This is a genomic window from Rhizobium sp. Root708, from assembly GCF_001429725.1.
GTDB lineage: Bacteria > Pseudomonadota > Alphaproteobacteria > Rhizobiales > Rhizobiaceae > Rhizobium.
In genome coordinates, this window is sequence record NZ_LMHV01000042.1 from 189,179 (window position 1) to 211,882 (window position 22,704).

General features: G+C 61.4%; 22 protein-coding genes. 9 read left to right on the forward strand and 13 right to left on the reverse strand.

Features of this window, described 5'->3' with window-relative positions; all coding sequences use genetic code 11:
- Positions 1-328: 328 nt before the first annotated feature.
- The 4 genes from ASE04_RS23585 (at position 329) to ASE04_RS23600 (ending at position 8,072) form a co-directional block, all read left to right on the forward strand.
- Complete coding sequence (locus tag ASE04_RS23585) at positions 329-2,428, forward strand: putative bifunctional diguanylate cyclase/phosphodiesterase (protein WP_056823542.1); 2,100 nt, start codon at positions 329-331, stop codon at positions 2,426-2,428.
- A 79-nt stretch (positions 2,429-2,507) separates the two neighbouring features.
- Positions 2,508-3,965, forward strand: a complete 1,458-nt coding sequence (locus ASE04_RS23590) for a hypothetical protein (protein WP_056823545.1) — start codon at positions 2,508-2,510, stop codon at positions 3,963-3,965.
- Between the two features lie 110 nt (positions 3,966-4,075).
- Positions 4,076-7,303, forward strand: coding sequence for an adenylate/guanylate cyclase domain-containing protein (locus tag ASE04_RS23595; protein WP_056823548.1), 3,228 nt, complete (start codon positions 4,076-4,078; stop codon positions 7,301-7,303).
- 91 nt (positions 7,304-7,394) lie between these two features.
- Complete coding sequence (locus tag ASE04_RS23600; RefSeq protein ID WP_056823551.1) at positions 7,395-8,072, forward strand: redoxin domain-containing protein; 678 nt, start codon at positions 7,395-7,397, stop codon at positions 8,070-8,072.
- Positions 8,073-8,078: 6 nt separating this feature from the next.
- Here ASE04_RS23600 and ASE04_RS23605 read toward each other — a convergent pair whose 3' ends face one another.
- The 7 genes from ASE04_RS23605 to lgt form a co-directional block, all read right to left on the reverse strand.
- On the reverse strand, positions 8,079-8,540 hold the full coding sequence (locus ASE04_RS23605) for a Kazal-type serine protease inhibitor domain-containing protein (RefSeq protein WP_056823554.1): 462 nt from the start codon (positions 8,538-8,540) through the stop codon (positions 8,079-8,081).
- A gap of 98 nt (positions 8,541-8,638) precedes the next feature.
- Entirely contained in the window at positions 8,639-9,571 is a 933-nt protein-coding gene (locus ASE04_RS23610; RefSeq protein ID WP_056823556.1) for a ribose-phosphate pyrophosphokinase, read from the reverse strand.
- A 106-nt stretch (positions 9,572-9,677) separates the two neighbouring features.
- Positions 9,678-10,523 (reverse strand): hypothetical protein, encoded by an 846-nt coding sequence (locus ASE04_RS23615; protein WP_056823559.1) that lies wholly within the window; start codon positions 10,521-10,523, stop codon positions 9,678-9,680.
- Positions 10,524-10,621: 98 nt separating this feature from the next.
- Positions 10,622-11,773, reverse strand: a complete 1,152-nt coding sequence (locus ASE04_RS23620; protein WP_056823562.1) for a M24 family metallopeptidase — start codon at positions 11,771-11,773, stop codon at positions 10,622-10,624.
- Between the two features lie 5 nt (positions 11,774-11,778).
- The gene (gene pgeF / locus ASE04_RS23625) at positions 11,779-12,573 is read right to left on the reverse strand and encodes a peptidoglycan editing factor PgeF (protein ID WP_056823565.1); all 795 of its coding nucleotides are present in this window, start codon (positions 12,571-12,573) and stop codon (positions 11,779-11,781) included.
- Positions 12,574-12,654: 81 nt separating this feature from the next.
- Positions 12,655-13,755: a class I SAM-dependent methyltransferase gene (locus ASE04_RS23630; protein WP_056823568.1), complete on the reverse strand. Its 1,101-nt coding sequence runs from the start codon at positions 13,753-13,755 to the stop codon at positions 12,655-12,657.
- A 23-nt stretch (positions 13,756-13,778) separates the two neighbouring features.
- Complete coding sequence (gene lgt / locus ASE04_RS23635) at positions 13,779-14,627, reverse strand: prolipoprotein diacylglyceryl transferase (RefSeq protein WP_056823571.1); 849 nt, start codon at positions 14,625-14,627, stop codon at positions 13,779-13,781.
- 294 nt (positions 14,628-14,921) lie between these two features.
- Here lgt and ASE04_RS23645 point away from each other — a divergent pair, with 294 nt between their 5' ends.
- The 4 genes from ASE04_RS23645 to ASE04_RS23660 all read left to right on the forward strand — a co-directional run bounded on the left by ASE04_RS23645 (position 14,922) and on the right by ASE04_RS23660 (position 17,256).
- Positions 14,922-15,182, forward strand: a complete 261-nt coding sequence (locus ASE04_RS23645; RefSeq protein ID WP_056823577.1) for an accessory factor UbiK family protein — start codon at positions 14,922-14,924, stop codon at positions 15,180-15,182.
- Positions 15,183-15,575: 393 nt separating this feature from the next.
- Positions 15,576-16,076 carry a YbjN domain-containing protein gene (locus ASE04_RS23650; RefSeq protein ID WP_056823580.1) on the forward strand — a complete coding sequence of 167 codons (501 nt, stop codon included), beginning with the start codon at positions 15,576-15,578 and terminating at the stop codon, positions 16,074-16,076.
- A gap of 1 nt (position 16,077) precedes the next feature.
- Positions 16,078-16,902, forward strand: a complete 825-nt coding sequence (proC, locus tag ASE04_RS23655) for a pyrroline-5-carboxylate reductase (protein ID WP_056823585.1) — start codon at positions 16,078-16,080, stop codon at positions 16,900-16,902.
- 12 nt (positions 16,903-16,914) lie between these two features.
- Entirely contained in the window at positions 16,915-17,256 is a 342-nt protein-coding gene (locus ASE04_RS23660) for a tRNA-binding protein (protein WP_056823588.1), read from the forward strand.
- Here the strand turns inward: ASE04_RS23660 and ASE04_RS23665 are convergent, their stop codons facing one another.
- The 6 genes from ASE04_RS23665 to ASE04_RS23690 all read right to left on the reverse strand — a co-directional run bounded on the left by ASE04_RS23665 (position 17,257) and on the right by ASE04_RS23690 (position 21,859).
- A complete protein-coding gene (locus ASE04_RS23665) occupies positions 17,257-17,841 on the reverse strand; it encodes a DUF1349 domain-containing protein (protein ID WP_056823591.1) in 585 nt (194 codons plus the stop codon).
- 6 nt (positions 17,842-17,847) lie between these two features.
- The gene (locus ASE04_RS23670; RefSeq protein ID WP_056823592.1) at positions 17,848-19,224 is read right to left on the reverse strand and encodes an ATP-binding protein; all 1,377 of its coding nucleotides are present in this window, start codon (positions 19,222-19,224) and stop codon (positions 17,848-17,850) included.
- A gap of 28 nt (positions 19,225-19,252) precedes the next feature.
- On the reverse strand, positions 19,253-19,954 hold the full coding sequence (locus tag ASE04_RS23675) for a response regulator (protein ID WP_056823595.1): 702 nt from the start codon (positions 19,952-19,954) through the stop codon (positions 19,253-19,255).
- Positions 19,955-19,972: 18 nt separating this feature from the next.
- Entirely contained in the window at positions 19,973-20,404 is a 432-nt protein-coding gene (locus tag ASE04_RS23680; protein ID WP_443216909.1) for a MarR family winged helix-turn-helix transcriptional regulator, read from the reverse strand.
- Between the two features lie 353 nt (positions 20,405-20,757).
- Complete coding sequence (locus ASE04_RS23685; RefSeq protein WP_056823602.1) at positions 20,758-21,024, reverse strand: hypothetical protein; 267 nt, start codon at positions 21,022-21,024, stop codon at positions 20,758-20,760.
- 223 nt (positions 21,025-21,247) lie between these two features.
- Positions 21,248-21,859, reverse strand: a complete 612-nt coding sequence (locus ASE04_RS23690; RefSeq protein WP_056823605.1) for a DUF1236 domain-containing protein — start codon at positions 21,857-21,859, stop codon at positions 21,248-21,250.
- Between the two features lie 190 nt (positions 21,860-22,049).
- Between ASE04_RS23690 and ASE04_RS23695 the strand changes: the two genes are divergently transcribed.
- On the forward strand, positions 22,050-22,697 hold the full coding sequence (locus tag ASE04_RS23695) for an MBL fold metallo-hydrolase (RefSeq protein ID WP_056823608.1): 648 nt from the start codon (positions 22,050-22,052) through the stop codon (positions 22,695-22,697).
- Positions 22,698-22,704: the final 7 nt, after the last annotated feature.

A 22,704-nucleotide genomic window follows, 5' to 3' on the forward strand; every position in this document is an offset into this window, starting at 1 on the left:
CTTTTCCTTCCGAGGTTATTTGGAGAGCTCGGCGCAGGCGTTGCCTGTCGCTGAACTGGAGGCGGGTTTCCCCATCCTCATCCGCATTGCCTCCAAGGGTGTCTGTGCGGACGCGTGCGCTATAGTATAGATGGCCCACAAAGGCAAGGCAGTATGACTGTACGATGTCAGCCCGATCGGCAAGCTCCCGGCGAGTTGCAGATCGACCTGGGAATTCGCGGTTGTGGCGCGTCGCCAACACTTAACCATATGGCGGGAATTCGTCACGCATTAATGAATGCTAATGTCAGGATCAATATAAGGAGCCTGTCTCAATCCGGTTCCCCATATGCTCCGCCTCATTACCTGCATCGGCATCGAACACAGCGCGCTGCACCTCCTCTTTGCTACCGTCATCTGCATCTCAGGCTCGCTGCTAACCGTGCGGCTGTTTTCCCGCGTCCGGCGAACGCAGGCGCTGCAGCGGATCAACTGGCTGTTCCTGTCGGGGTTCGTCGGCGGCTCGACGATCTGGACGACGCACTTCATTGCCATGCTCGGCTATCAGAGCCCGGTTCTGTTCGGCTACGAGGCGGAGTTGACACTTCTGTCGTTGTTTATCGGCATCACCTCGGCGATTGCCGGCTTTGCCATCGCGTCGCTCGGACGGGACAAGAGTGCGTTTATCGAAGCCGGCGGTGCAATCGTCGGTCTCGGCGTCGCGGCGATGCATTATGTCGGCATTTCCGGCTATAAGGTTGCCGGCGAGATTCAGTGGAACCAGGCCTATGTGATCTGCTCGCTCCTGGCCGGCGGCTTCTTCGGCGCCTTGGCGACCAACCGTGTCGTGCGGCCGAGCAGGCGCCTGAGCAAATGCGGTGCGGCCATTCCGTTGCTGCTCGCGATCGTTTCCACGCATTTCCTCGGCATGGCGGGGATGACGATTGTTCCCGATGCGAGTGTGTCCGTGCCTCCGGAGATCCTGTCGGTCGGCATCATGACGGGTCTGGTCGGGGCCGTCATGATCGTGATCCTGCTTCTCGGCGCCTCCACCTATATCATCGACATGCAGTCGACAGTCGCAGCCGTCGCCCGCTATCGCCATCTTTCCCTGCATGATCCGTTGACGAACCTCGCGAACCGGGCGGCGCTGAACGAGCACCTTCCGGCGCTGACAAAGAGCCTCAGCGACCTGACCAGCAGCATCGCGGTTCTCTGCTTCGATCTCGATCGCTTCAAGGAGATCAACGACGTGCACGGCCATGCGGCGGGCGATGCCGTGCTGCGGGCGATCGGCGAACGATTGGCGTCGGTCACCGGAGCCGGGCGATTTGCGGCGCGCGTCGGCGGCGACGAATTCGTTGTCGTCATTCGCGACCATATCGCACGTCCGGAGGCGCGCAGTCTGGCGCAGCGTCTGCTGGACGAGATCGAACGCCCTGTCGAATGGAACGGGCAATCTCTCTGCGTCGGTTCCAGTATCGGCATTTCCAGCTTCCCCGACCGGGCGCGGACGATCGACGATCTGCTGTCGCAGGCCGATGTCGCGATGTACCGCGCCAAGTCGACGATCGGCGGCAGCATTTGCTTCTACGATCCTTCGATGGACGAGGCGGCTCGCGCGCGCAATGCGCTGGCCATCGAAATGCGCGATGGTCTCAAGCGCGGCGAATTCCTGCTTTTCTACCAGCGGCAGAACGATACGGTCAGCCGTCAGGTCGTCGGCCTGGAAGTTCTCCTGCGCTGGCAGCATCCGACGCGAGGATTTGTGCCGCCGACCGAATTCATTCCGATTGCCGAAAAGACCGGCTTCATCATGGAGTTGGGGGAGTGGGTGATGCGGACGGCCTGCGCGGAGGCTGCCACCTGGCAGAACCCCCTGCGGATTGCCGTCAACGTGGCGGCTCAGCAGCTTGCCGACAGCCGGTTGCCGCAGATCGTTCATCAGATACTGATGGATACCGGCCTTGCACCTGCGCGTCTTGAAATCGAGATCACTGAAACCGGCATTGTCGCGGATCATGTGCATGCCTTGAACGCGATCCGTCGCCTGAAGGGCCTCGGCGTCCGGATAGCGATGGACGACTACGGAACAGGCTATTCCTCGCTCTCGACCTTGCAGAGCTTCCCCTTCGACAAGATCAAGATCGACCGCGCCTTCGTCGAGGGTGTTACCAACAACAAGCAATCCGCGGCAATCGTCCGGTCCACGCTTATCCTGGCGCAGAGCCTCGACATTCCGGTCCTTGCCGAAGGCGTGGAGCGGGAGGAGCACATCGATTTTCTTCGGCGAGAAGGGTGCCCGCAGGTGCAGGGCTTCCTTTTCGGCAGGCCGGTTCCGCGCCACGAGATCGAAGACCTTGTCGGCAAGCCGGCGTCCTCATCTTCCGCGACCACCGCCAACCAGGCTTCGACCGGCATCGACGGTTCGCGGGGCGCGGCAGCGTGATCGCGGCAACCCGTCGGGGTTGACATCACCCCATCGCGCACTTCACATGGCCCACCAAATGAGGCAGGAGAAATTCGGTATGCGTCTCAACGCCATAGTTCTCGTTTGTGCTGTCGTTGCGGGCCTGGCCGAGCCGGCCCTTGCCGCCGACATCACCCAGCAGGGCGCTGATAATCTCAAGCGCGACCTGACGCGCCTCCTGCCGAAGGACGCGCAGAAGAACGGCAGCATCAACGTCAATCCGGCAGGCGAGCGCTACGAGATCATCTACGATCTCGACAAGATGCTGAAGACGTTCGGCAGCCATACCGGCCTGTCGGTTTCCGGGCTGACCCCCTGGTCGATGTTCGCGACGCCTGAGGACGGCGGGCTTTGGAAGCTTGAGGGCGACAACTCGCTCGACGTTTCCGGAACCATCAAGGCCGAAGGGCAGCCGACGACGGATTTCTCCTACGGCATCAATTCCTACGTTTTCAACGCGCTGTTCGATCCCGCGATCAGCTACCTCCGCTCCGGCGACTTCTCGACGAAGGCGATACGGCTCACCTCCAAGACGGAGAAGGAAGAGGTAAAGGTCACAGCGGCGAATTCCACGACGAAACTGACCTCTTCGGACAACGAGCAGGCCGGCAGAACGAATTTTGCCGCCAGCGGAAGCATGTCGCAGCTGCTCGAGAGCGTCAGCGGCGCCGATATGCCGCTGGTCGAGATCCGGGCCGACGCATTGGATTTCGCGGCCGCCGTCAACGGCGTTGCGGCGAAGGAACTCCGCGAGATCGTGGCCTTCGTCCTCGCCCATGCCGACGACAAGAAACTGCGGCGCGCGGACAGCGAAAAGCTCAAGTCGCTGTTGCGCGATGCGTTTCCGCTCGTAACCAGCCTGAACGAGACCATCAGCTTCAGCAACGTGACCGTTTCGGCCAAGGACGGCAGCGGCGGTGCAAAGAGCATCGACTACAACATCGCCATGGCCGGCCCAACCAACGCGACCCGGTTTGACGTCGGCGTCACAGCGCAGGGGATCACGCTCGACAGCGCTCTCGTTCCGGCAGCCTATTCCGCGTTCCTGCCGCAGTCCTTCAGCATGCAGTTCTCCATGCCGGACATGGATTTTGCCACCTTCGGCGACGAACTGTTGAAGATGGACTTCACGAAATCCAAGGGGTCGGACGAGGCGGGCAAGAAGGCTTTCGAGAAGCTGTTCAAGGATGACAACCTGGTGATTGGTTTCCCGAAAATCTCCGCCGTTTCCAGCATGTATGATGTCGATCTCTCCGGCGAATTGCGCGGGCACTCCACGTCACAGAAGGAGTATTCGCTCGATGCATCCATCGTGGCGCGGGATTTCGACAAGACGATCACCGCCATCCAGGATCTCGCCAAGACCAACCCCGACCTAAACCAGGTCTCGTTCGGGCTGATGATGGCGAAGGGCTTTGCGAAGACCGATACCGACGGGCGCCAGCGCTGGGATATCAACGTCGCCAAGGACGGCGCCGTGACGGTCAACGGTCAGGTCGTCAAGGGCGCCGACTAGCGTTTCCGCCGCCTCTTGCGCGTCTTGCGATGCAGGTTCATTCTGGTCTAGCCCCGATGCTCCGTTGAGCGGGGCTTGCCAGCTTGTGGACTGGCGTAAGGGCGGCTGCGATGAACTGTGCGGCCTGCGGTTTTGTGATCCAGAGCGGCTTTGCGTTTTGTCCCAAATGCGGCGCAAAGCAACCGATCTCTTGTGCCGCCTGCGGCCAGCAATGCGCTCCCGACTTTCTGTTTTGCCCCCGTTGCGGGAAGTCTCTCAGCAATAGTTCCGCCGCAAGCCCGGAACCGGCTGTCCCGGAGAGTGTACCCGCCACGCGTGGTCTTGACGATGCCGCCGCCGACCGGCGGCCGCTGACCGTGCTTTTCGCAGACCTCTGCGGGTTCACGACGCTGAGCGAACAGTTCGATCCGGAACTGATGCGTAGCCTGCAGAACGAGCTTTTCGATGAGCTCAGCCGTTGTGTCGTTGCCTATGGAGGCTTCGTCGACAAGTTCGTCGGCGATGCGCTCCTGGCGCTGTTCGGTGCGCCGACGGCCCATGAGGACGATCCGCACCGGGCTCTCTGCGCGGCGATGGACATGGAAAGGGGCGTCGCGGAACTCGGAGCCCGCAGGCGCGAGTTCGCCGGAATTCCCCTTCAGCTTCATATCGGCATCAATACCGGTCCTGTGGTGACCGGCAGCTTCGGGACGGGCGGTGCGCGCTCCTATTCAGTAACAGGCGATACGGTCAATACGGCCCAGCGCCTGCAGTCCCTGGCCGCGCCCGGTGAGATTCTCGTCGGTCCGGTAACGCATCGGCTCACCCGCCACGCTTTCGGGTTCGAAAACCTCGGAACTCAAGAGTTGCGCGGCAAAAGCGGTATCGTCGCCGTGCATCGTCTCGTCGGCGCGCTCGAAACGCCGCATGCCGCGCGGGGTCTGGAAAGCCTCGGCCTGCGGGCCGAAACGATCGGCCGCGACGCCGAACTGGCGCGGATGACCGACTGTCTCGAGCTTGCCTGCGCCGGTAGCGCGCAGCTGGTGCAGCTCGTCGGCGAGGCGGGGATCGGCAAGTCGCGGCTCGTTCGAGATTTCCTGGCCAGGATCGAAGAGGACGACACATTCACGGATGTCGTCGTGCGTTGCGCGGTATGCTCGCCGCTCGGCGATCAATCCTACGGCACGCTGGCCTCGGTGCTGCGCAGTGCCTACGGGATTGCAAATCGCGAAAGTGCGGCGAAGACCGTCGAGCTTCTGACCGCCGGTCTGAGGGGACTCGGTTTTCCCGAGGAGAACGTTGCCGAGCTCTCGCCGCTGCTGTTCTGCGTGTTCGGCTTCGGTGATCCGGGCGACGCGCTTCGCCATCTCGAGCCGGAGCAGTTGCGACGGCAGATTTTCTATGCGACCCGGACGATCATCGAGCGGCGCCTGGCGATCAGTCCTCTCGTGCTTGTCGTGGAGGACATGCACTGGGCCGATGCAGCCTCGATCGACGCCCTGCGGTTCGTGCTGGATCGGCTGGAGCGGACGCGGTTGATGATGGTGACCACCGCGCGGTCCTCGGAGGAGGGAGAGGGGTTGGCATCGAACCGAACCAACCGCACCATTCTCCGCCTGGCGCCGCTGTCGCTCCCGGACGGAGAACGGCTGCTTTCGCAGTTCTTCGGAGCCGAGCTTCCTACGGATATCCGCAGTGGGATTCTCACGCGGTCGGGCGGCAATCCGCTGTTCATCGAGGAGATCGTTAGAAGTCTCATCGATACCGGGATGGTCGTCTCTCGCGATGGGGCCTGGGCTTTCCCCACCGGAGACGGCGGGGCGGAGATCCCGATGAGCCTGCAGGCCATGCTGCTTGCTCGCATCGACCGATTGCCCGCCGACACGAGGCGATTATTGCAGGAGGCCGCTGTCGTCGGGCCGCGCTTTGAAGCCGTCTTGCTGCAGGCGGTGGCGTCGGATCGGGCAAATGTCGAGGCCGACCTCGACGCGCTTTGCGCGGCGGAAATTCTGGTCGAGGAGGTGAGAGGACCGTCGGGCGGAACCTATGCTTTCACACAAACCCTGCTGCACGATGTCGTCTATCACAATCTGCTGCTGCAGCGACGGAAGGAATTGCATGGCCGGATCGGGGTCGCGATGGAGCGGCTGCTGCCCGCCGGCCTGCCGCGGCTCGAGGATGTCGCGTTGCTGGGACACCACTTCCGTCAGGCCGATGAGGTTGCCAAGGGCGCCCACTATCTGACCGAAGCGGGCGACCTGGCCGGAAAGGCCTATGCCAATGACGACGCGATGCGGCTCTATCTCGAGGCCTTCGCCGCGATCGGGGAACGGGGCGATATGCTGCGACAAAGGCTGATGCTCTGCGAGCGTTTGGCCGATCTCTGTAGCGCGGCCGGTGACCGCACTGCCGCTCGGGGCTATTGCGAGGAAGCGCTTGCGGCATATCGAGCCTGTGACGACCGGTTAGCGGCGGCGCGGATGCTGCGAAAGCTCGGTCGCCTCGATGTGAATGCCGGCAGGCGGGATCTGGCGGATGCGTTTTTCATGGAGGCCAGCACTTGCCTGGAGGGGATGCCCGCATCCATTGAACTGGCGCATCTGCTACAGGAACGTGGGCATCTCGCCTTCAGGCAGGGGGATCATCAGGCGGCGGCGCGCTGGGCCGATGAGGCGCTGGCGTGCCTTGAGGACGTGAACCTCACAAATGCGGAAGCGGCGCAGGCGAGGGCCGAAGCGCTGAACACCAAGGGTGTGGCCCTTGCCCGCCTCGGTTATCACCGGCAGGCAGTGGGGGAGGTCGAGGCCAGTCTTCGAGTGGCTGAGCAGGCACAATTGCTTCGTGCGGCATGTCGGGCCTACTCCAATCTCGGTGTGCTCTATGCCATCGTCGATCCGGCCAGCGCCATCAAGGTCTGCCGGCGCGGGCTCGATCTTGCCATCGGGATCGCCGACCTTGGTTTTCAGGCAAGGCTTCACGCCAACCTCGCGGTCGCATGCTGTACCTTCACCGACCGGTGCGCGAGCGAAGGGCTGCCGGCTGCGGAGCGCGCGATCGAGATCGATCGTGCGCTCGACCAGCGCGACCATCTCGCCGTGCCGCTCATCGTCCTCGGCCAGATTCATCAATGCCACGGCGAGCTGCGGCTGGCACGGCGATGCTATCAGGAAGCGCTCCAGCTGGCGGTGGAGATTGGTGAGCCGCAGCTTCTGTTTCCATGCTATGATGGACTGGCAACACTGGATCTCGAGACAGACGACATGGCGAGTGCGGAGCATAATTTCGCGTTGGCAAAGGACGTTTGTGTCCGCCATGGCCTGGATCCCGATGCACTCGTCGTGTTGCCTTTTCTGGATTGAAGAATGCGGCGGTTCGAGGCCGTCGGATAAAGGGGCGTACCGAGTTTCGTTGCCGACGCATTGCGCCGGCGGACTAGCGAAGGAGGAGACCATGCCGGAGACCCGGAGTGACAGACCCCTGAAGCCAGGCGATCGCGCGCCCAATGTCGTGCTCGACGCGATCACGCGTCAGGGAAAGATTGCCATCGATGATTTTCGCGGCCAGAAGCCGGTTCTGGTCGGCCTCTTTCGCGGATTGCACTGTCCCTTCTGTCGGCGCCAGATTGCCGCCATGGCGAACCTCGCCGGCGAGCTGCAGCAAAAGGGCATCGATAGCCTGACCGTCGTCAACACGCCGACCGAGCGGGCAAGGCTGTACTTCCAGTACCATCCCATACCCAATCTCCTAGCGGCTTCCGATCCGGATCAGATTTCCCATCGCGCCTTCGGGCTTCCGAATGTCGAATTCACGGAATCGGAGACCGCATGGCCCTACAAGATCGGGCTCAACGTGGTGAACTCGATGCGCGTCGACATGCCGGAACTGCCGCAGCCGATGGATCCGATGGCGGCGACGGAATACCTCGACAAGGCCGACGGTTACGAATTCGACGATGACGACAGGCGCATGATCGCGAAGGGCCAGGGGCAGCTGGTCGGCGAATTCCTCCTCGACCGAGACGGCTTCGTTCGCTGGTGCTTCACCGAGGTCGCGGATGACGGACGCCATATGTTCGGTGTTCCGGCACCCCAGGAAGTGATGTCGGCGGCATCCCACATCGCCGCGTGACGGCGATCAGGGCCGGCACTCTCCCGGGCCGATGATACGGAAGCCGCCATTGCCGGCTTCGCATGCATTCGGGAAGGTGCGCATCTCGGGTCCACGCTGGCCGCAGACGGGGCGGTATTCGCGTGTGCAGATGCCGCCTGGCCTTTGCGGGTGATCAGGCTCGGGGCGCGGCGGCTTCGGCAGCGGCGGCATTGGCGTGACGGGCGGCTGGCGACGGCATTCTCCCCGGGCGACGATCGCAAAGCCGTCGGCGCGAGCCTGGCAGGCGTTGCCGAAGGTCTGCACTCGTCCGCCCCGTTCGCCGCAAACGGGGGCGTATTCCATCGTGCACATCTGCTGTTGTGGCGGGCGAGGGCGCGGCGGTGGCCGCGAATAGCCGGGATCGGTCTCGACCGTGCAGGCCAATAACACCGGCGCAATCAAGATCAGCGCAAGCTTTTTCGCGGATATGAACCGGGCGTGTCGCATCTGCGTCCTCGACGTTTGAGAATTTCGAGGAACCCTAGCGGAAGCTGCACGTCGGAAAAAGAGGCCGGCGCGCAGATGCTTTTTCGATTGTCGTCCGATCAGTCGAAGAGGCTGGAGACGGACTCTTCCTGGCTCGTGCGGTTGATGGCTTCGCCCATCAGGCTCGCGGTGCTGAGCACACGGATATTGTGCGCCGACTGGACGGCCGTGGTCGGCTGAATGGAGTCGGTGATCACCAGCTCGCGAAGCTTCGAGGAAGTGATGCGGGTGACAGCGCCGCCCGAGAGCACGCCATGAGTGATGTAGGCGGTGACGCTGGCGGCACCCTGAGCGAGCATAGCGTCAGCGGCATTGCAAAGCGTGCCGCCGGAATCGACGATATCGTCGATCAGCAGGCAGTCCTTGCCGTTCACGTCACCGATGATGTTCATCACTTCGGATTCACCGGGGCGGTCGCGACGCTTGTCGACGATCGCCAACAGACAGTCCAGGCGTTTCGCGAGCGAACGAGCGCGCACGACACCGCCGACGTCGGGTGAAACGACCATGACGTTGCCGAGGTTGTAGTTGGCCTTGATGTCGCGCGTCAGGATCGGCACGGCATAGAGGTTGTCTGTCGGGATATCGAAGAAGCCCTGGATTTGTCCGGCATGGAGGTCAAGGGTCAGCACGCGATCGGCGCCGGCTTCAGTAATGAGGTTCGCGACGAGCTTTGCCGAAATCGGGGTGCGGCCTGAAGCGCGGCGATCCTGACGGGCATAGCCAAAGTAAGGAAGGACCGCGGTGATGCGACGTGCCGAAGAGCGGCGCATCGCGTCGATCATGATCAGCAGCTCCATCAGATGGTCATTCGTCGGGAAAGACGTCGACTGCACGAGGAAAACATCCTCGCCGCGCACATTTTCCTGGACTTCGACGAAGATTTCCTGATCGGCAAACCTTCGGACCGTGGCTCTGCCCAAGGGCACATTGAGATAGTTGCAGATCGCTTCGGCGAGATGCCGGTTCGAATTGCCTGCGAAAACCTTCATCTTGGTCCGCCTGTTACCTGCTGATAGCCGCGCTTTTTAGCCAGCTTCTTCGTGAATGCAAGCGTAAAGGCGTCTCACGCTCCCATATTTCTGAAAAGCTTGTGGCTTAGCCGCCACGCCCCTCGCGCCACGACGAAAACTCGCTGATCGTTCGCGATGCGATCTGCTGCATCACTGATGCCGGAACGCCTGCCCACGGGTCCTGGGCAGAGGACGGCACCTGTTCCTGTCCCTGTATGCGGTGGAGGCGGGCGCCGCTGTTATCAAGCACGTCCCAAACGTAGACCACCGTGACATTTCCGCTGTCGGTGAAGGCGGAGAGATAGCCCTTGAGGATATAGGCGCTGCTGTTGTCGTTGGAGCTCTTGATCGAAAGGCCGTGGGAGCGCGCCTCGTTGCCGAGCTGCCTGGACAATGGCGTGACGGCCTGGACCGGGGCGCCGATGATCGGAAGAAAACGCACCGTCGCGCTGCCCTGTGCCGGAGCCGATCGCACCATTGCCGTTTGTTCGGGCTTTGCGGCGGGCTGCTCGACCATATCCTCTTCTTCGGCCTGCGCGTTCGATACCGGCTCGGAGAGAGGCTGGCTCTGGATCGGCGCCGATACCGCGGGGGAGCGGCTTTCGTTCTGCAGCGCCAGCGCCTGTTCGTCCATGGTTGTCGGCGGAGCGCCGCTTCCCTGCCTTGGCTGCTGGACGTAAGCCGGTTGCTCGACATAGGCCGGATGATAGCCGCCGCTGCCCTGTCGGGACTCGACCGCAAAGGCCTGCCTGCGTGAGGACGCGCCGGCCATCTGCTCGGCTTCGCCCTGGCTGACGGGGGATGAGCGCTGTGTGCTCGAGGATCCGCCGATGTCGACGAGAGGCGTTAGCGTCAGGGCATCGGTGGTGTTGCAGGCAGAGAGCAGGGCAAGGCATGCAAAAAGCGTGGATGCTGTCGCAATTCGCGTCATCCCTCGTGTCGTCCTTCCCGCATGCGCGTACAGCCCCGACCGACTTTATGACGGCCCGGGTCGGTCCGTGTCAATTGCGGATTGTCATCGACCAGGGCTCAGACGTTGAGGAAGTCGAGCGGATGCCGCGAAAGGGCGCGCGGCGCGGCGTCGGTTGTCACGTAGGTCTGGCCAAGCGTCATCGCAGCACCGCTGTCGGAGTCCATGATGATCATATGCAGGAAAAGCGACATACCGGGCTCGATCGGCTGAGGGTTTCCGACGTGGAACATCTGGTGCTCCATCCACGAGGGGGAGAAGCGGGCGCCCAGCGAGTAGCCGCAGGCATTCAGGCGATGGCGTGCCAGTCCTCGCTCGTCCATGATCTTGGCGTGCATGTCGAAAACATCACCAAAGACCTTGCCGGGAGTGAGCACGGTTTCGGCCGCCTGCATCGTCTCCAGGCAGGCATTGTAGAGCTCGCGATGGCGGTAGCTCGGTTCCCCGATCACGATCGTCCGCATCATGGCTGCGTGGTAGTGGGCATAGACGCCGGCCCATTCGAGGGTGAGCTGGTCGTTTGCGTCGAGCTTGCGCCGGCCGGCCTTATAGCGGCAGAGCAATGCATCCTGCGCGGAGCCGATGATGAACTCGTTGGCGGCGTAGTCGCCGCCGCCGGCGAGCACGGCTCCCTGCATCGCGGCCAGGATTTCAGCCTCGTCGGCGCCAGGCTTGGTCAGGGCGAGAGCGGCATCGAGAGCGTCGTCGGCAAGCGCTGCTGCTTTCTCCACATAGACGATTTCGGCGTTGCTCTTGACCAGCCGCAACCGGCTGACGAGGTAGGACGCATCGATGATCTGGCCGAACGAGGCAAGCTGCGTATCCAGTTGACGGGCAACCCGTCCGGTCATTCCATGCGTGTCGTACTCGACCCCGATGCGGGCGCCGAGCAAATCCATTTCGACCAGCATATTCTTCAAGTCGACTGTCGGATCGGCATTCACGCGGTCGACCCAAACCTGAATATTGTCGAGGATCGAGGTATGGCGCGCTTGCCTGAGGTCGGCCGAGCGCGTCAACAGCGCCATCGTGCCGTCGGCTTTCACGACGAGTGTCTGGAAGAAGCAATAGCCGAAGGTGTCGTATCCGGTCAGCCAGTACATGCTTTCCTGCGCGAACAGCAGGACCGCATCCAGCTTGTCTTCCTTCATTCCGTCCGTAAGCCGTATCAGGCGATTTGCGAATTCGGTCTTTTCGAAATGAAGGGCCATGTCGTTCAAACCTCCCTGATGGAAATCGCCGAGATCTGCCGGCCGTAGTCCGGTTCGCGATTGTGCGTCGTTCGGCGATAGGAGAAGAAGCGTTCGTCGTCTGGATAGGTGCAGATGCCGAGGCTCTCCGCACGAATGCCTGCGGCACGCAGTCGGTCGACGGTGAGCGTCGGAAGATCGAACATCGCGTGACCGGGTTTCGACGACGGGGTGAAATAGCGTTCGTAAGACGGGTCGTAGCCGAGGAAGCGATCAACGAATTCCGGGCCGACTTCGTAGCTGCCGCGGCTGATCGACGGGCCTAGGCAGGCTACGATCGTATCGCGGGTGGCACCGAGCTTTTCCATCGCGTCGACGGTGTTTTCCAGCACGCCGGTCAGCGCACCCTTCCAGCCGGCATGGGCAGCTCCGACGACGCGATGCTCGGGATCGGCGAAAAGGACCGGACCGCAATCGGCGGCGAGCACGCCGAGCACAACGCCCGGCGTCGCCGTCACCATCGCATCGGCTGCGGGGCGGGTGCCGTCATATCCGGGCTCGATCACCACGACATCTGGCGAATGGACCTGATGAACGGTGGCAAGACTTGTCTCCGGAAGATCGAACCATTCGGCGACGCGCCGGCGGTTCTCGACGACCTTCTCGCGTTTGTCGTTCGAGCCGAGGCCGACATTCAGCCCTCTATATATACCCTCGGACACGCCGCCCTGCCGGGTGAAGTAGCCATGGCGAATGGCGTCGCCCGTCGCCTCAGTCAAAAGGGCGCTTTGAAGCGGTGCCGGGGAGGGCGTGTCAGTCATCAGCAATTCCGAGATTGGTATGGGCTTCTTTTCGAAACGGTCTTCAACAAGAGCGAATGTTGGTCAGTCGAAAACATCCTGTCAATCTACTGGTCGAAAAGGCATGAGATCGACCGCCGGATATGAAACGGCCATGACCTTGAACAGTTCCCCCATTTTGCCTTCGCCTTCACCGGCCAGTCGATCGACGGCGGCCTGGATCATCTGCTGGGTATTCGGCTGACGGTCACGGCCGAGTGCGGCAGCGCGCTCCAACAGGCCGAGGCCGACGAGGAAATCGCCCTGGTGCAGTAGGCCGTTCAGATACAGGCCGGACGCCTGCGCGGTCTCGGCAAGCGCCTGAAAATCGACATGCGAGGTGAGGTCGGCTTCGCCGGGGTGAGCCAGCGGCGGGTCGAATTCATGCATGCGGACGGCCTGGAGCGTGTCGCCGAAACCGGTGATCAGGTGACCGTAGTCGATCGCAAGCGCTGTACCGCCGAACTGCATCAGGCGGTCGCCGATCGCCGTCATGACCGATTGGCGCGCTGGCGAGATTTCGAACAGGGTCCCGACCGGAACGGACGAGGCTTGGGCCGGTAGTAGGGACGGGTCTATGCCCGCGACGCCGATGCCGAACGACAACTCGCCCTGCGCATCAACGCCGACCATGCGCTCGCGAAATCCGGTGGGCGTTTTGATGAATTGCCGTATCGGGATCGCATCGAAGAGTTCGTTGGCGGCGATCAGGGTAAAGCCCTGCGGTACTTCGTCGAAGCTGTCGTGCCAACTGATCCTGCCACTGTGCGCGACAAGCGTCTCCTGCTGGATATCTCGCAGGCGTTCGCTCGTCTCGACCAGATGAATGCTCATCGCGTCGAAAAGTGGCGGCGCGAGGCGCTCGATGACGCGAAGCATGTCCGCCATCATTGTCCCGCGGCCGGGTCCGATTTCCACCAGCCTTGCGTCGGCAGGCGCACCGTGGCGTTGCCAGGCATGGACGATGAAGACGCCGATCATTTCGCCGAAGAGCTGGCTGACCTCAGGTGCGGTCACGAAATCGCCGGAACGGCCGAAGGGTTCGCGTGTCCTGTAGTAGCCGTGATCAGGGTCCGCCAGGCAAAGCGAAAAGTAATCCGTTACGCTGATCGGACCGTTAGCCTGGATAATCGTCTTGATCTTTTCCCCGAGAGCAGTCGTCATGGGCTCCTCCATACCGGCGCAGGTCAGCTTTGCAGGGCCGCGCGGCTACGGGCGCGGACGATGGCCCACAGGCCAAGCAGGACCATCGGCGACGACAGCACCATTCCCATGGTCAGCCAGTTGGTTCCCAGCAGATAGCCAAGCTGCGCATCGGGTTCGCGGAAGAACTCGACGAATATTCGCGACAGCGCATAACCGCAGACGAATACGCCAGTGACCAGGCCCGGTGTCTTCAGTGCGCGGAAGGCGAAAATCAGGATCGTCAGCACGAGCAGGAGAACGATGCCTTCGAGGCCCGCTTCGTAGAGCTGGCTGGGATGGCGGGCGAATGGGCCGCCGTTCGGGAACACGAAGGCCCAGGGCACATCCGTCAGGCGGCCCCAGAGTTCGCCGTTGATGAAGTTCGCGATCCGGCCGCAGAACAGGCCGATCGGAACGACGGCCGAAACGATGTCGAAAAGGTTCCAGAGCGGGATGCCGTTTCGCCGTGCGAAAATGATCATGGCGATGGTTGTGCCGGTCAGGCCGCCGTGGAACGACATACCGCCGTTCCAGATCTGAATGGCCCGGATCGGGCTCTCGATGACGGCAGGCATGTCGTAGAAAAGAATGTAGCCGATGCGCCCGCCAAGAACGATGCCCAACGCCACCCAGACAATGAAGTCGTCGAGCTGGGGCTTCGAGATGGGCGAGACGTTGCCCGGCCAAAGCGCGTCATTGCCGGCAATCAGGCGCGCGTAATACCAGCCGAGCATGATGCCCGCGACATAGGCGAGGCCGTACCAGTGAATGGCGACGGGGCCGATCGAAAACGCGATCGGATCGATATCGGGAAAAGGCATGATGGCCAGGAGGTTGGCTACGGTCGGCAAAGTGTCCCCATCCGCTGGCGCACAGACCGATCGAGGGCTGAAAGACTCAATGTCCGTACGCGTCTTCGAAGTGCAAAGGCATCCGATCCGCGTCTTTTTCAAGGCGCACGGCACCCAAGGTTGGCGGAAGATGGCCTTGAGCCGACGGGCGGTCAAGTCGATTGTGAGCGATGGGTCGCGCAGGCTGCTCCTTATCCAGTGCAAAGCGCTTGCATCCTTAACGGCGAAGCCCTACCTCATCTCCGAGGGCCATAGATGGCCGGAATTCAAGTGTTTCAAAGGGAGTAGTCCGCCATGACGACAGGGACAAACCGCATCATGGACGAGTTCGCCAAGCTCATGACCGACGCGGCCGGCGCGGCCCAGGGCGTGCGCAAGGAAATCGAAACGGCTTTCAGTGCGCAGGCCGAGCGCTGGCTGAACAGCCTGGACGTCGTCAAGCGCGAGGAATTCGAGGCTGTTCGCGAAATGGCGATCAAGGCTCGCGACGAAAACGACGCCCTCGTGGCGCGCATTGCTGCTTTGGAAGAGAAGCTGGCTGCCGCCGGCAAGTAATCCCGTTCTGGCACAGGTCGCGGTGTGACCTTTAAGAGACACGCCGCGGCTACACCCAAAAAATCAGGTGTGCTTATCCACCTGTGGACACTGCCAAAAAAGCCAATTCGCAGAGTCGCTTAATCCCTCCTGCTGAATGCAAATCCGAAGACCTTTCCACAGTGGCGTTCCCTAAAAGGCCCCTCGGGGGGCTGGCATGCCCCCGGACGCATTATACACTGATTTTAAATGATGATTCGAAGCGGTTGGTAAGCTCCAGGCAGGGTAACTGCGTAAGTCTGGTAGCGGTTCAACGGTCATCTGGGTTGGTGGTTTCCGGTAGCTGCGTGTGTTCTTGCCTGCGTCGTGTTTGACGAAGTTGAGCCGCATTCACTCCGGTCAAGAAGGTGCTGCATGAGCCTCATGGAATTGGAAGTCGAGCGTCAGTCGAACCCGGTCGATATGATCGAGTACGTTGCCGCCAATAACGACTGGGCTTTCGAGCGGTCTGGCGATGATGAAATCGCGATGACGGTCGAAGGTAAATGGACGGACTACCACGTCTCCTTTTCCTGGATGGAAGAGTTCGAAGCCTTGCATCTCGGATGCGCGTTCGACGTCAAGGTTCCGGAACAGCGGGTCAACGAGGTGACGAAGCTTCTGGCCGGGATCAACGGCCAGGTGTTGATGGGTCATTTTGATCTCTGGCGCCAGGAAGATGTCATTATTTTCCGTCAGTCTCTTCTTCTTGCTGGTGGCGCGGAGCCGACGAACCGTCAGGTCGAGGTGTTGCTTGCGAGCGCGCTCGATACTTGCGAGGCCTATTTTCAGGCTTTCCAGTTCGTGATCTGGTCCGGAATGGACGCTGCTCGCGCCATGGAAGCGGTTCTGTTCGAAACGGTAGGCGAAGCATAAGATGATTTCAGGTGTTTCGGCGTCGGCGCCCATCGTTCTTGTGGGCGCCGGTAACATGGGCGGCGCAATGCTGGCCGGCTGGCTGAAGAGCGGCGTTGCCGGTAGTTCCGTGGTCGTTGTCGATCCCGGTCCATCCGAGAAGATGATGGACGCAATCCGGGACGCCGGTGCAACGCATGTTACGGCCGTTCCCGCCGACCTGAAGGCGGGCGTGCTTTTTATCGCCGTCAAGCCGCAGGTCATGGAAACGGTGTTGCCGGCTGTCAAAAGCGCTGTCGGTGCCGCGACGGTGGTTGTCTCGGTTGCAGCCGGTAAGACGCTGAAATTCCTTGAAACGCATCTTGGCGAAGCGGCGATGGTTCGCGCCATGCCGAATACGCCTGCCATGGTCGGGCGCGGCGTTACCGGTGCCTTTGCCAATGCAAAAGTCACCGAACAGCAGCGCGATCAGGTACAGGCGCTGTTGCGTGTTTCGGGTCCTGTGGAATGGGTGCCGACGGAAGCCGACATCGATTCCGTCACGGCTCTCTCGGGCAGCGGCCCGGCGTATGTGTTCTATCTCGTCGAGTGTATGGCAGAAGCAGGCCGTAAACTTGGCCTGCAGGCGGACCTTGCCATGCGGCTCGCACGAGAAACTGTCGCGGGGGCTGGTGAACTTTTGCACCAGTCCCCCGACGACGCCTCGCGTCTGAGGCAGAACGTCACGTCGCCCGGCGGCACGACGGCAGCTGCGTTGTCGGTCCTGATGGCCGAGGATGCGATGCAGCCGTTGTTCGACAAGGCGCTCGAGGCAGCCCGCAAGCGTGCGGAAGAGCTCGCCGGCTGAGGGAATCCAGATATGGCCGAAGAAATAACCTATGCCGATTTCGAGCGCGTCGAAATCCGGGTCGGGACGATCGTCGAGGCAAGTCCGTTTCCGGAAGCCCGCAAACCGGCGTTCAAGTTGCTGATCGATTTCGGGCCGGAGATCGGCCTGAAGAAATCATCGGCGCAGATTACCGTTCATTACACCCCGGAGAGCCTCGTCGGTCGACAGGTTCTCGGTGTCGTCAATTTCCCGCCACGACAGATCGGCCCCGTTCGCTCGGAAGTCCTGACGCTGGGTTTCGAGGACGAAGCCGGTGCGATCGTGCTCGCCGCAACCGACAAGCCGGTGCCGAACGGCAAGAAGCTGATGTGATCAGTGAATTTCTCGCGACAGAGGATCTGTCAGCGAGAAATCATGAAATGTCGCCTCGAAGCCGGCGCGCTGCGGCGAGCAAAACACCGGGCCGACGTCGAGCTCGGCGAACTGCGGGTCGAACCATGCGAGCCGCGCCATGCGCCAGTCGGTCATCCCGTCCGTTTTGTACTGGATGAAAAGCGCGTCGCCATTTTTCGTTACTCTGACATTTATCCGCTCGAATGCGTGATTAAGCCGAAAGGCTGACCAGTCCGAGCGCTTGTTCGTGACGACGACGCTGAAATGCTTTGCGCCGTCGGTGTATTCGATGCCGCATTTCATCCAGTTCGTCTGATCGGCTCGCACCATCAGCCCCGCCTGATCGTAAAGCGCCTGATAATCGGCGGAGAAGCAGACTTCGGCGGTGAAATTGCCGCGACGCCGCGCATGCAGGAAATGGCCATCGTCACGATGGAAGCCATAGTAGGTTTCCTGCCAGAAATCGGTCTTGTCGCCAGAGCGGACAAGCAGCGAGCCGTCAGGCTGCTCTTCAGCGAGCGGTGGCGGGTTCAGCCATTGCATTCCAGAAGAAACGAAACCCATCGGTCCTCACGCAGGTAAGCGGATCGTTGCCCGCAGCCCGCCGAGCGGGCTGTCGCCGAGCATGACATTGCCACCATGGCTGCGGGCGATGTCGCGAGCGATCGCCAGGCCAAGGCCGGTGCCGGAGGCATCGAGATTGCGCGCCTCGTCAAGCCGGAAGAAGGGCTTGAAGACATCCTCACGGTTCTTCTCGGGAATACCGGGGCCATCGTCGTCGAAGGTGACGGTCAACCATTTCGCGCTGTGCTTGGCATCGATCTTCAGCGTATTCGCATAGCGCCGCGCGTTCGAGGCAAGGTTGGTAACAAGGCGCGTAAAGGCATTCGGCCGGACGGAAATGATGTCTTCGCCCTCGATCGAATAGGCGAGGTTCTTTCCGTTCAGGGTGAAGTCCGGTTCGAGCTTTTCGAAGAGGTCGCTGAGCTTCAGCTCCCCGACATCCTCTTCGACTTCGCTGCGCGCGAAGGCCATGTATGCTTCGAGCATCGACTGCATGTCGTTGATGTCTTCGTTCAGCCCCTGCAGATCGGGGTGATCGCCGGCGAGGGCAAGCTGCAGCTTGAAGCGGGTCAGGATGGTGCGCAGGTCGTGGCTCACGCCTGTCAGCATGGCAGTGCGTTGCTCGATCTGTCGCTCGATGCGTTCGCGCATCAGAATGAAGGCAAGGCCGGCGCGGCGCACTTCATCGGCGCCGCGCGGATAGAAGCTCTCGGCTTTCTGTCCCTTGCCGAAGCTCTCGGCGGCGGCCGCCAGCGCCTGGATCGGGCGGATCTGGCCGCGCAGGAAGAGGATCGAGATGCCGATCAGGACAAGCGACGCTCCGACCATCCAGACGATGAAGATATGTGTGTTCGAGGCATAGGTCTGGCTGCGCCGCGCTAGCACACGCAGGATCTTGTCCGACAGCTTGACGCGGATTTCGACCAGGTTTGAATCGCCGACCGTGTCGATCCAGAAAGGTCGCTTGATCTGGTCGGTGAGCTCGTCGCTGAGAATGCCGTCGAGGATTGAGAAGAACGGCTTGATCCGCGGTGGCGGCAGCTCGCCGTCAGGCTCGACGGAGATCTGCAAGCCGAGCTGATCGCGGGCGATACGCGTAACTTCGCTGTAATCGGTGTCCTGCGGATAGGTCTCGATGATCTGGATGATTGCGGCGATGTCGCGCGTGACAGCCATCGAAAGCCGCTGCGTGACCATTTGCCAGTGCCGTTCCATGAACACGGCGGCCACGACCGACTGCAACAGCACCATAGGTATGATGATGATGAGAAGGGAGCGGACGTAGAGGCCCGTCGGGAGATAATGGCGCAATCTGCGGGTTATCCAGCGCCAACCATGCGCGGGCCCGCGGTCCTCGCGCCGCAAAGAGTCGAATGTCACCATCTAAACCGCCGGTCCTGACATTGGGCGTTCAATCGATGCTCAGCCGGTATCCTATACCACGAACCGTCTGGAGCCAGACCGGATTTGCCGGATCGTCCTCGATTTTCCTGCGCAGGCGGTTGATCTGTACGTCGATCGTCCGTTCGCCGACGTCCACGTCGTTGCCGATCAGTTCGTGGCGCGGGATCGTATCGCCCGCGCGTTTCGCGAAGAGCAGCATGATCTCCTGCTCCCGGTCGGTGAGGCGTACGACTTCGGATGCCTTCTTCAGTTCCTTGCGGGTCAGAGAGAAGGTGTAGGGGCCGAACATGACCTGTTCGATCTTCGGCGTGTCGTTGGAGGCGTTGCGGCGCAGGATGTTGTTGATGCGCAGAACGAGCTCGCGCGGATCGAACGGCTTCGACAGGTAGTCGTCGGCGCCTGCCTCCAGGCCGGCAATCCTGCTTCCGGATTCGGCAAGCGCCGTCAGCATGATGATCGGCACGTTCTTGATCGAACGCAATCCTTTCGTCACGTCGATACCGGACTCGCCGGGCATCATCACGTCCATCACGATGAGGTCGAAATCGAGGCCGGCCAGTTTGCGCCGTGCCTCGGCGCCGTCGGCCGCCACCGTCACCCGGAAGCCGTTCTCCGCCAGATAGCGATTGAGAAGGGCGCGGATACGGGTATCGTCGTCCACAACGAGCAGATGAGCCGCATCGTCCGAAATCACTGTCTTTGGCGCCATTCAGTCCGCTTTCGAATATTATGTGTTCCGCATGCCCCTCAGGAAGGCTTTGACACCGTCCCGCATTTCGGCAGAAGCCCCGTCGAATGCCTTCTCAATACGGCGCGATTGCGGCTCCGCGAGTGCGAAGGCCAATTCGCGGCCTGCTTCGGTCGGATAGAGCTTGCGTTGCCGCCTGTCTTCCGGACCAGCAATCTGGCGAATATAACCCGAATCGATAAGTTGTTTGAGTACCCTTGCGAGACTCTGCTTGGTTATCTTCAACGTATCGAGCAGATCGGCAACGGTCATGCCCGGGTTTCGGTTAACGAAATGCACCACCCGATGATGAGCGCGCCCGAAGCCACTTTTCGCCAGGATGGCATCCGGATCGGAAACGAAGTCGCGATAGGAGAAAAACAGCAGCTCTATGATGTCAAAGTCGATGATACCGGTGTTTTCCATCGGCATCTTCAGTGGTTCCGGCTTCGCCAATCCTGTGCTGGTCTTGCGTGCCAATTTGGCATTTCCTCTCTTCGGGCGGCGTCCAAGGCAGGGCGCTGCTGTGTCACCGGATCGCTATTTTAGGGGTAGCCAAGTAGAAGCGCAGCCCCGGTCGATTCGTTACCGTCCTGTCGCGGCAAACTTCCCCACAGATATTTACCCGTTCCAGTGGATAGAACGCAATCGGGACAACAATCAACAGGGATGGCCTGGAACAGACTTGGGAGCGCCGATCTTGGCGCCAAGGTCCGGGAATTCGGTGTCGGCGGGAGAGTATGGTGGCTGGCCCGAGCGCGAGGCGCGACCAGCCACCTTTGGCTTTAGCGTGCCTTTGCTGCGACGGCGCCGACGATGGTCGACAATATGCCGCCGCCGATCAGGCCGCCGATGCCATCGGCCACGAGGCCCGTCATCGCAGCTTCTCCGCCGAACATGCTGAGCAGCATGCCACCGCCGATGCCGCCGATCGCACCGACGATCGTGCGCGCGACAACGCTGATCGCAACCTGCTTCAGCGCGCCGCTCGCGGCATTTCCGCCGACAGCGCCGGCGATCACTTGTGTCAGGATTGGTATGAGTGCTTCCATGGTTATCCCTCCTTCGCGTTTCCTCAAACGCCGTTGCCGGCTACGCGATCGTCTTCCGATGGCGAGCCACACAGGCGATCCGAAGTCCGACGAGGTCATGGATGTCGTCTGAATTTCAGGATGTTATCATATGCGAAGGAGAAAATAAATGGATGGCAACCCATGCGGGAGACGGCAAAACAAAGGCAGCTTCGAGAGCTGCCTTTGCTTGTTGATCAGCCCGTCACTGATAGACGTAGACAATCCGGCGTGTACCGGGATCGACCAGTACGGGGCGATCGTTGATCCGGACATAGCGATACTGGTAGTCCGGAATCTCCTGGAATGTCACATCGCCAGGGACGGTTGCGCCGACGACCACATCGCCACCGAGGCTGACGGTGTCCCCGGGATTGGTCTCGACATAGGTCGTAACGGTTTCAGGCGGGCTTATCGTGTCCACCGATCCAACGGGGCCAAGCAGCTCGTCACCCGGTGTCGGCTCAGCCTGCGCGACGCTCGCCGTCGTCTCGTAGGTAACGACCGGAACGCCGAGGTCATCGCGGTTCTGATCGACGACGACCTGCGCGCCGCCCTGATCTACCTGCAGATACTGTGCATAGACCCAGCCGCGCATTCCGTTGACATCCACCCGACACCAGTTACTCCCTGAGACGCAGCCGTCCAGCAAGGTCTGGGAGCCGCGTGTTGCCACGCCTACCGACGGATATTGAGTGCCCGGACCGGCGCGAACATTCAGGTCGTTGATGGCCGTCGCGGTCATTTCCGCCCTGGCTAGACCGGCGCTCGCCGCTACGATCACGCCAGCCAGGAAAAGATCTCGTTTCAAGGTCATCTCGGTTTTCTCCTTGTAATGGATAGCTCGTTAACGTCGGGGGAGGGATCAGGTTCCCGATTCCCCTGTCCGAGGCCGCTACCGGCCGCGCGAGGAGATGGTGGAGAACGCAGTGTTCGAAAAAATACGGCTGCGCGCGCGGGCATTTCTGACTATACCGATGCTCTCTCAGAGACGAAGCGAGGCACTTATGGGCATGCTCCAGGCCGGGATCGTACCGGTAACCGCGTTCCAGCAGAACTGCACCATCCTTTTCGATCCCGATACCAAGGAAGGTGTCGTGGTCGATCCGGGCGGGGATGTTCCGATCATCCTGCAGGCGATCAAGGAGAACGGCTTCGTCATCAAGGAAATCTGGCTGACGCATGGGCATCTCGATCATGCCGGCGGCGCCAAGGAGCTGAAGGAAGCGCTCGGCATCGACATCGTCGGGCCGCATGAAGACGATCTTCCGCTTCTGCAGCGCATCGAGACGCAATCGCAGAAATATGGCCTCCCGCCCGGCATGCAGAACGTCGTTCCCGACCGCTGGTTGCAGGACGGCGACACCGTCTCCTTCGGCAATCATAGCTTCGAAGTATATCATACGCCGGGGCACGCTCCGGGACATGTGATATACTTCAATCGCGCGCAGAACTTCGCTCATCTCGGCGATGTTCTATTCAACGGCTCGATCGGCAGAACGGATCTACCCGGCGGCAATCATCAGCAACTGCTCGATTCCATCCGCGACAAGGTGCTCCCGCTCGGTGACGACGTCGGCTTCATCTGCGGCCATGGCCCCGGCAGCCGCATTGGCGACGAGCGCCGCAGCAATCCCTTTCTACAGGGAATCTGATCGAACA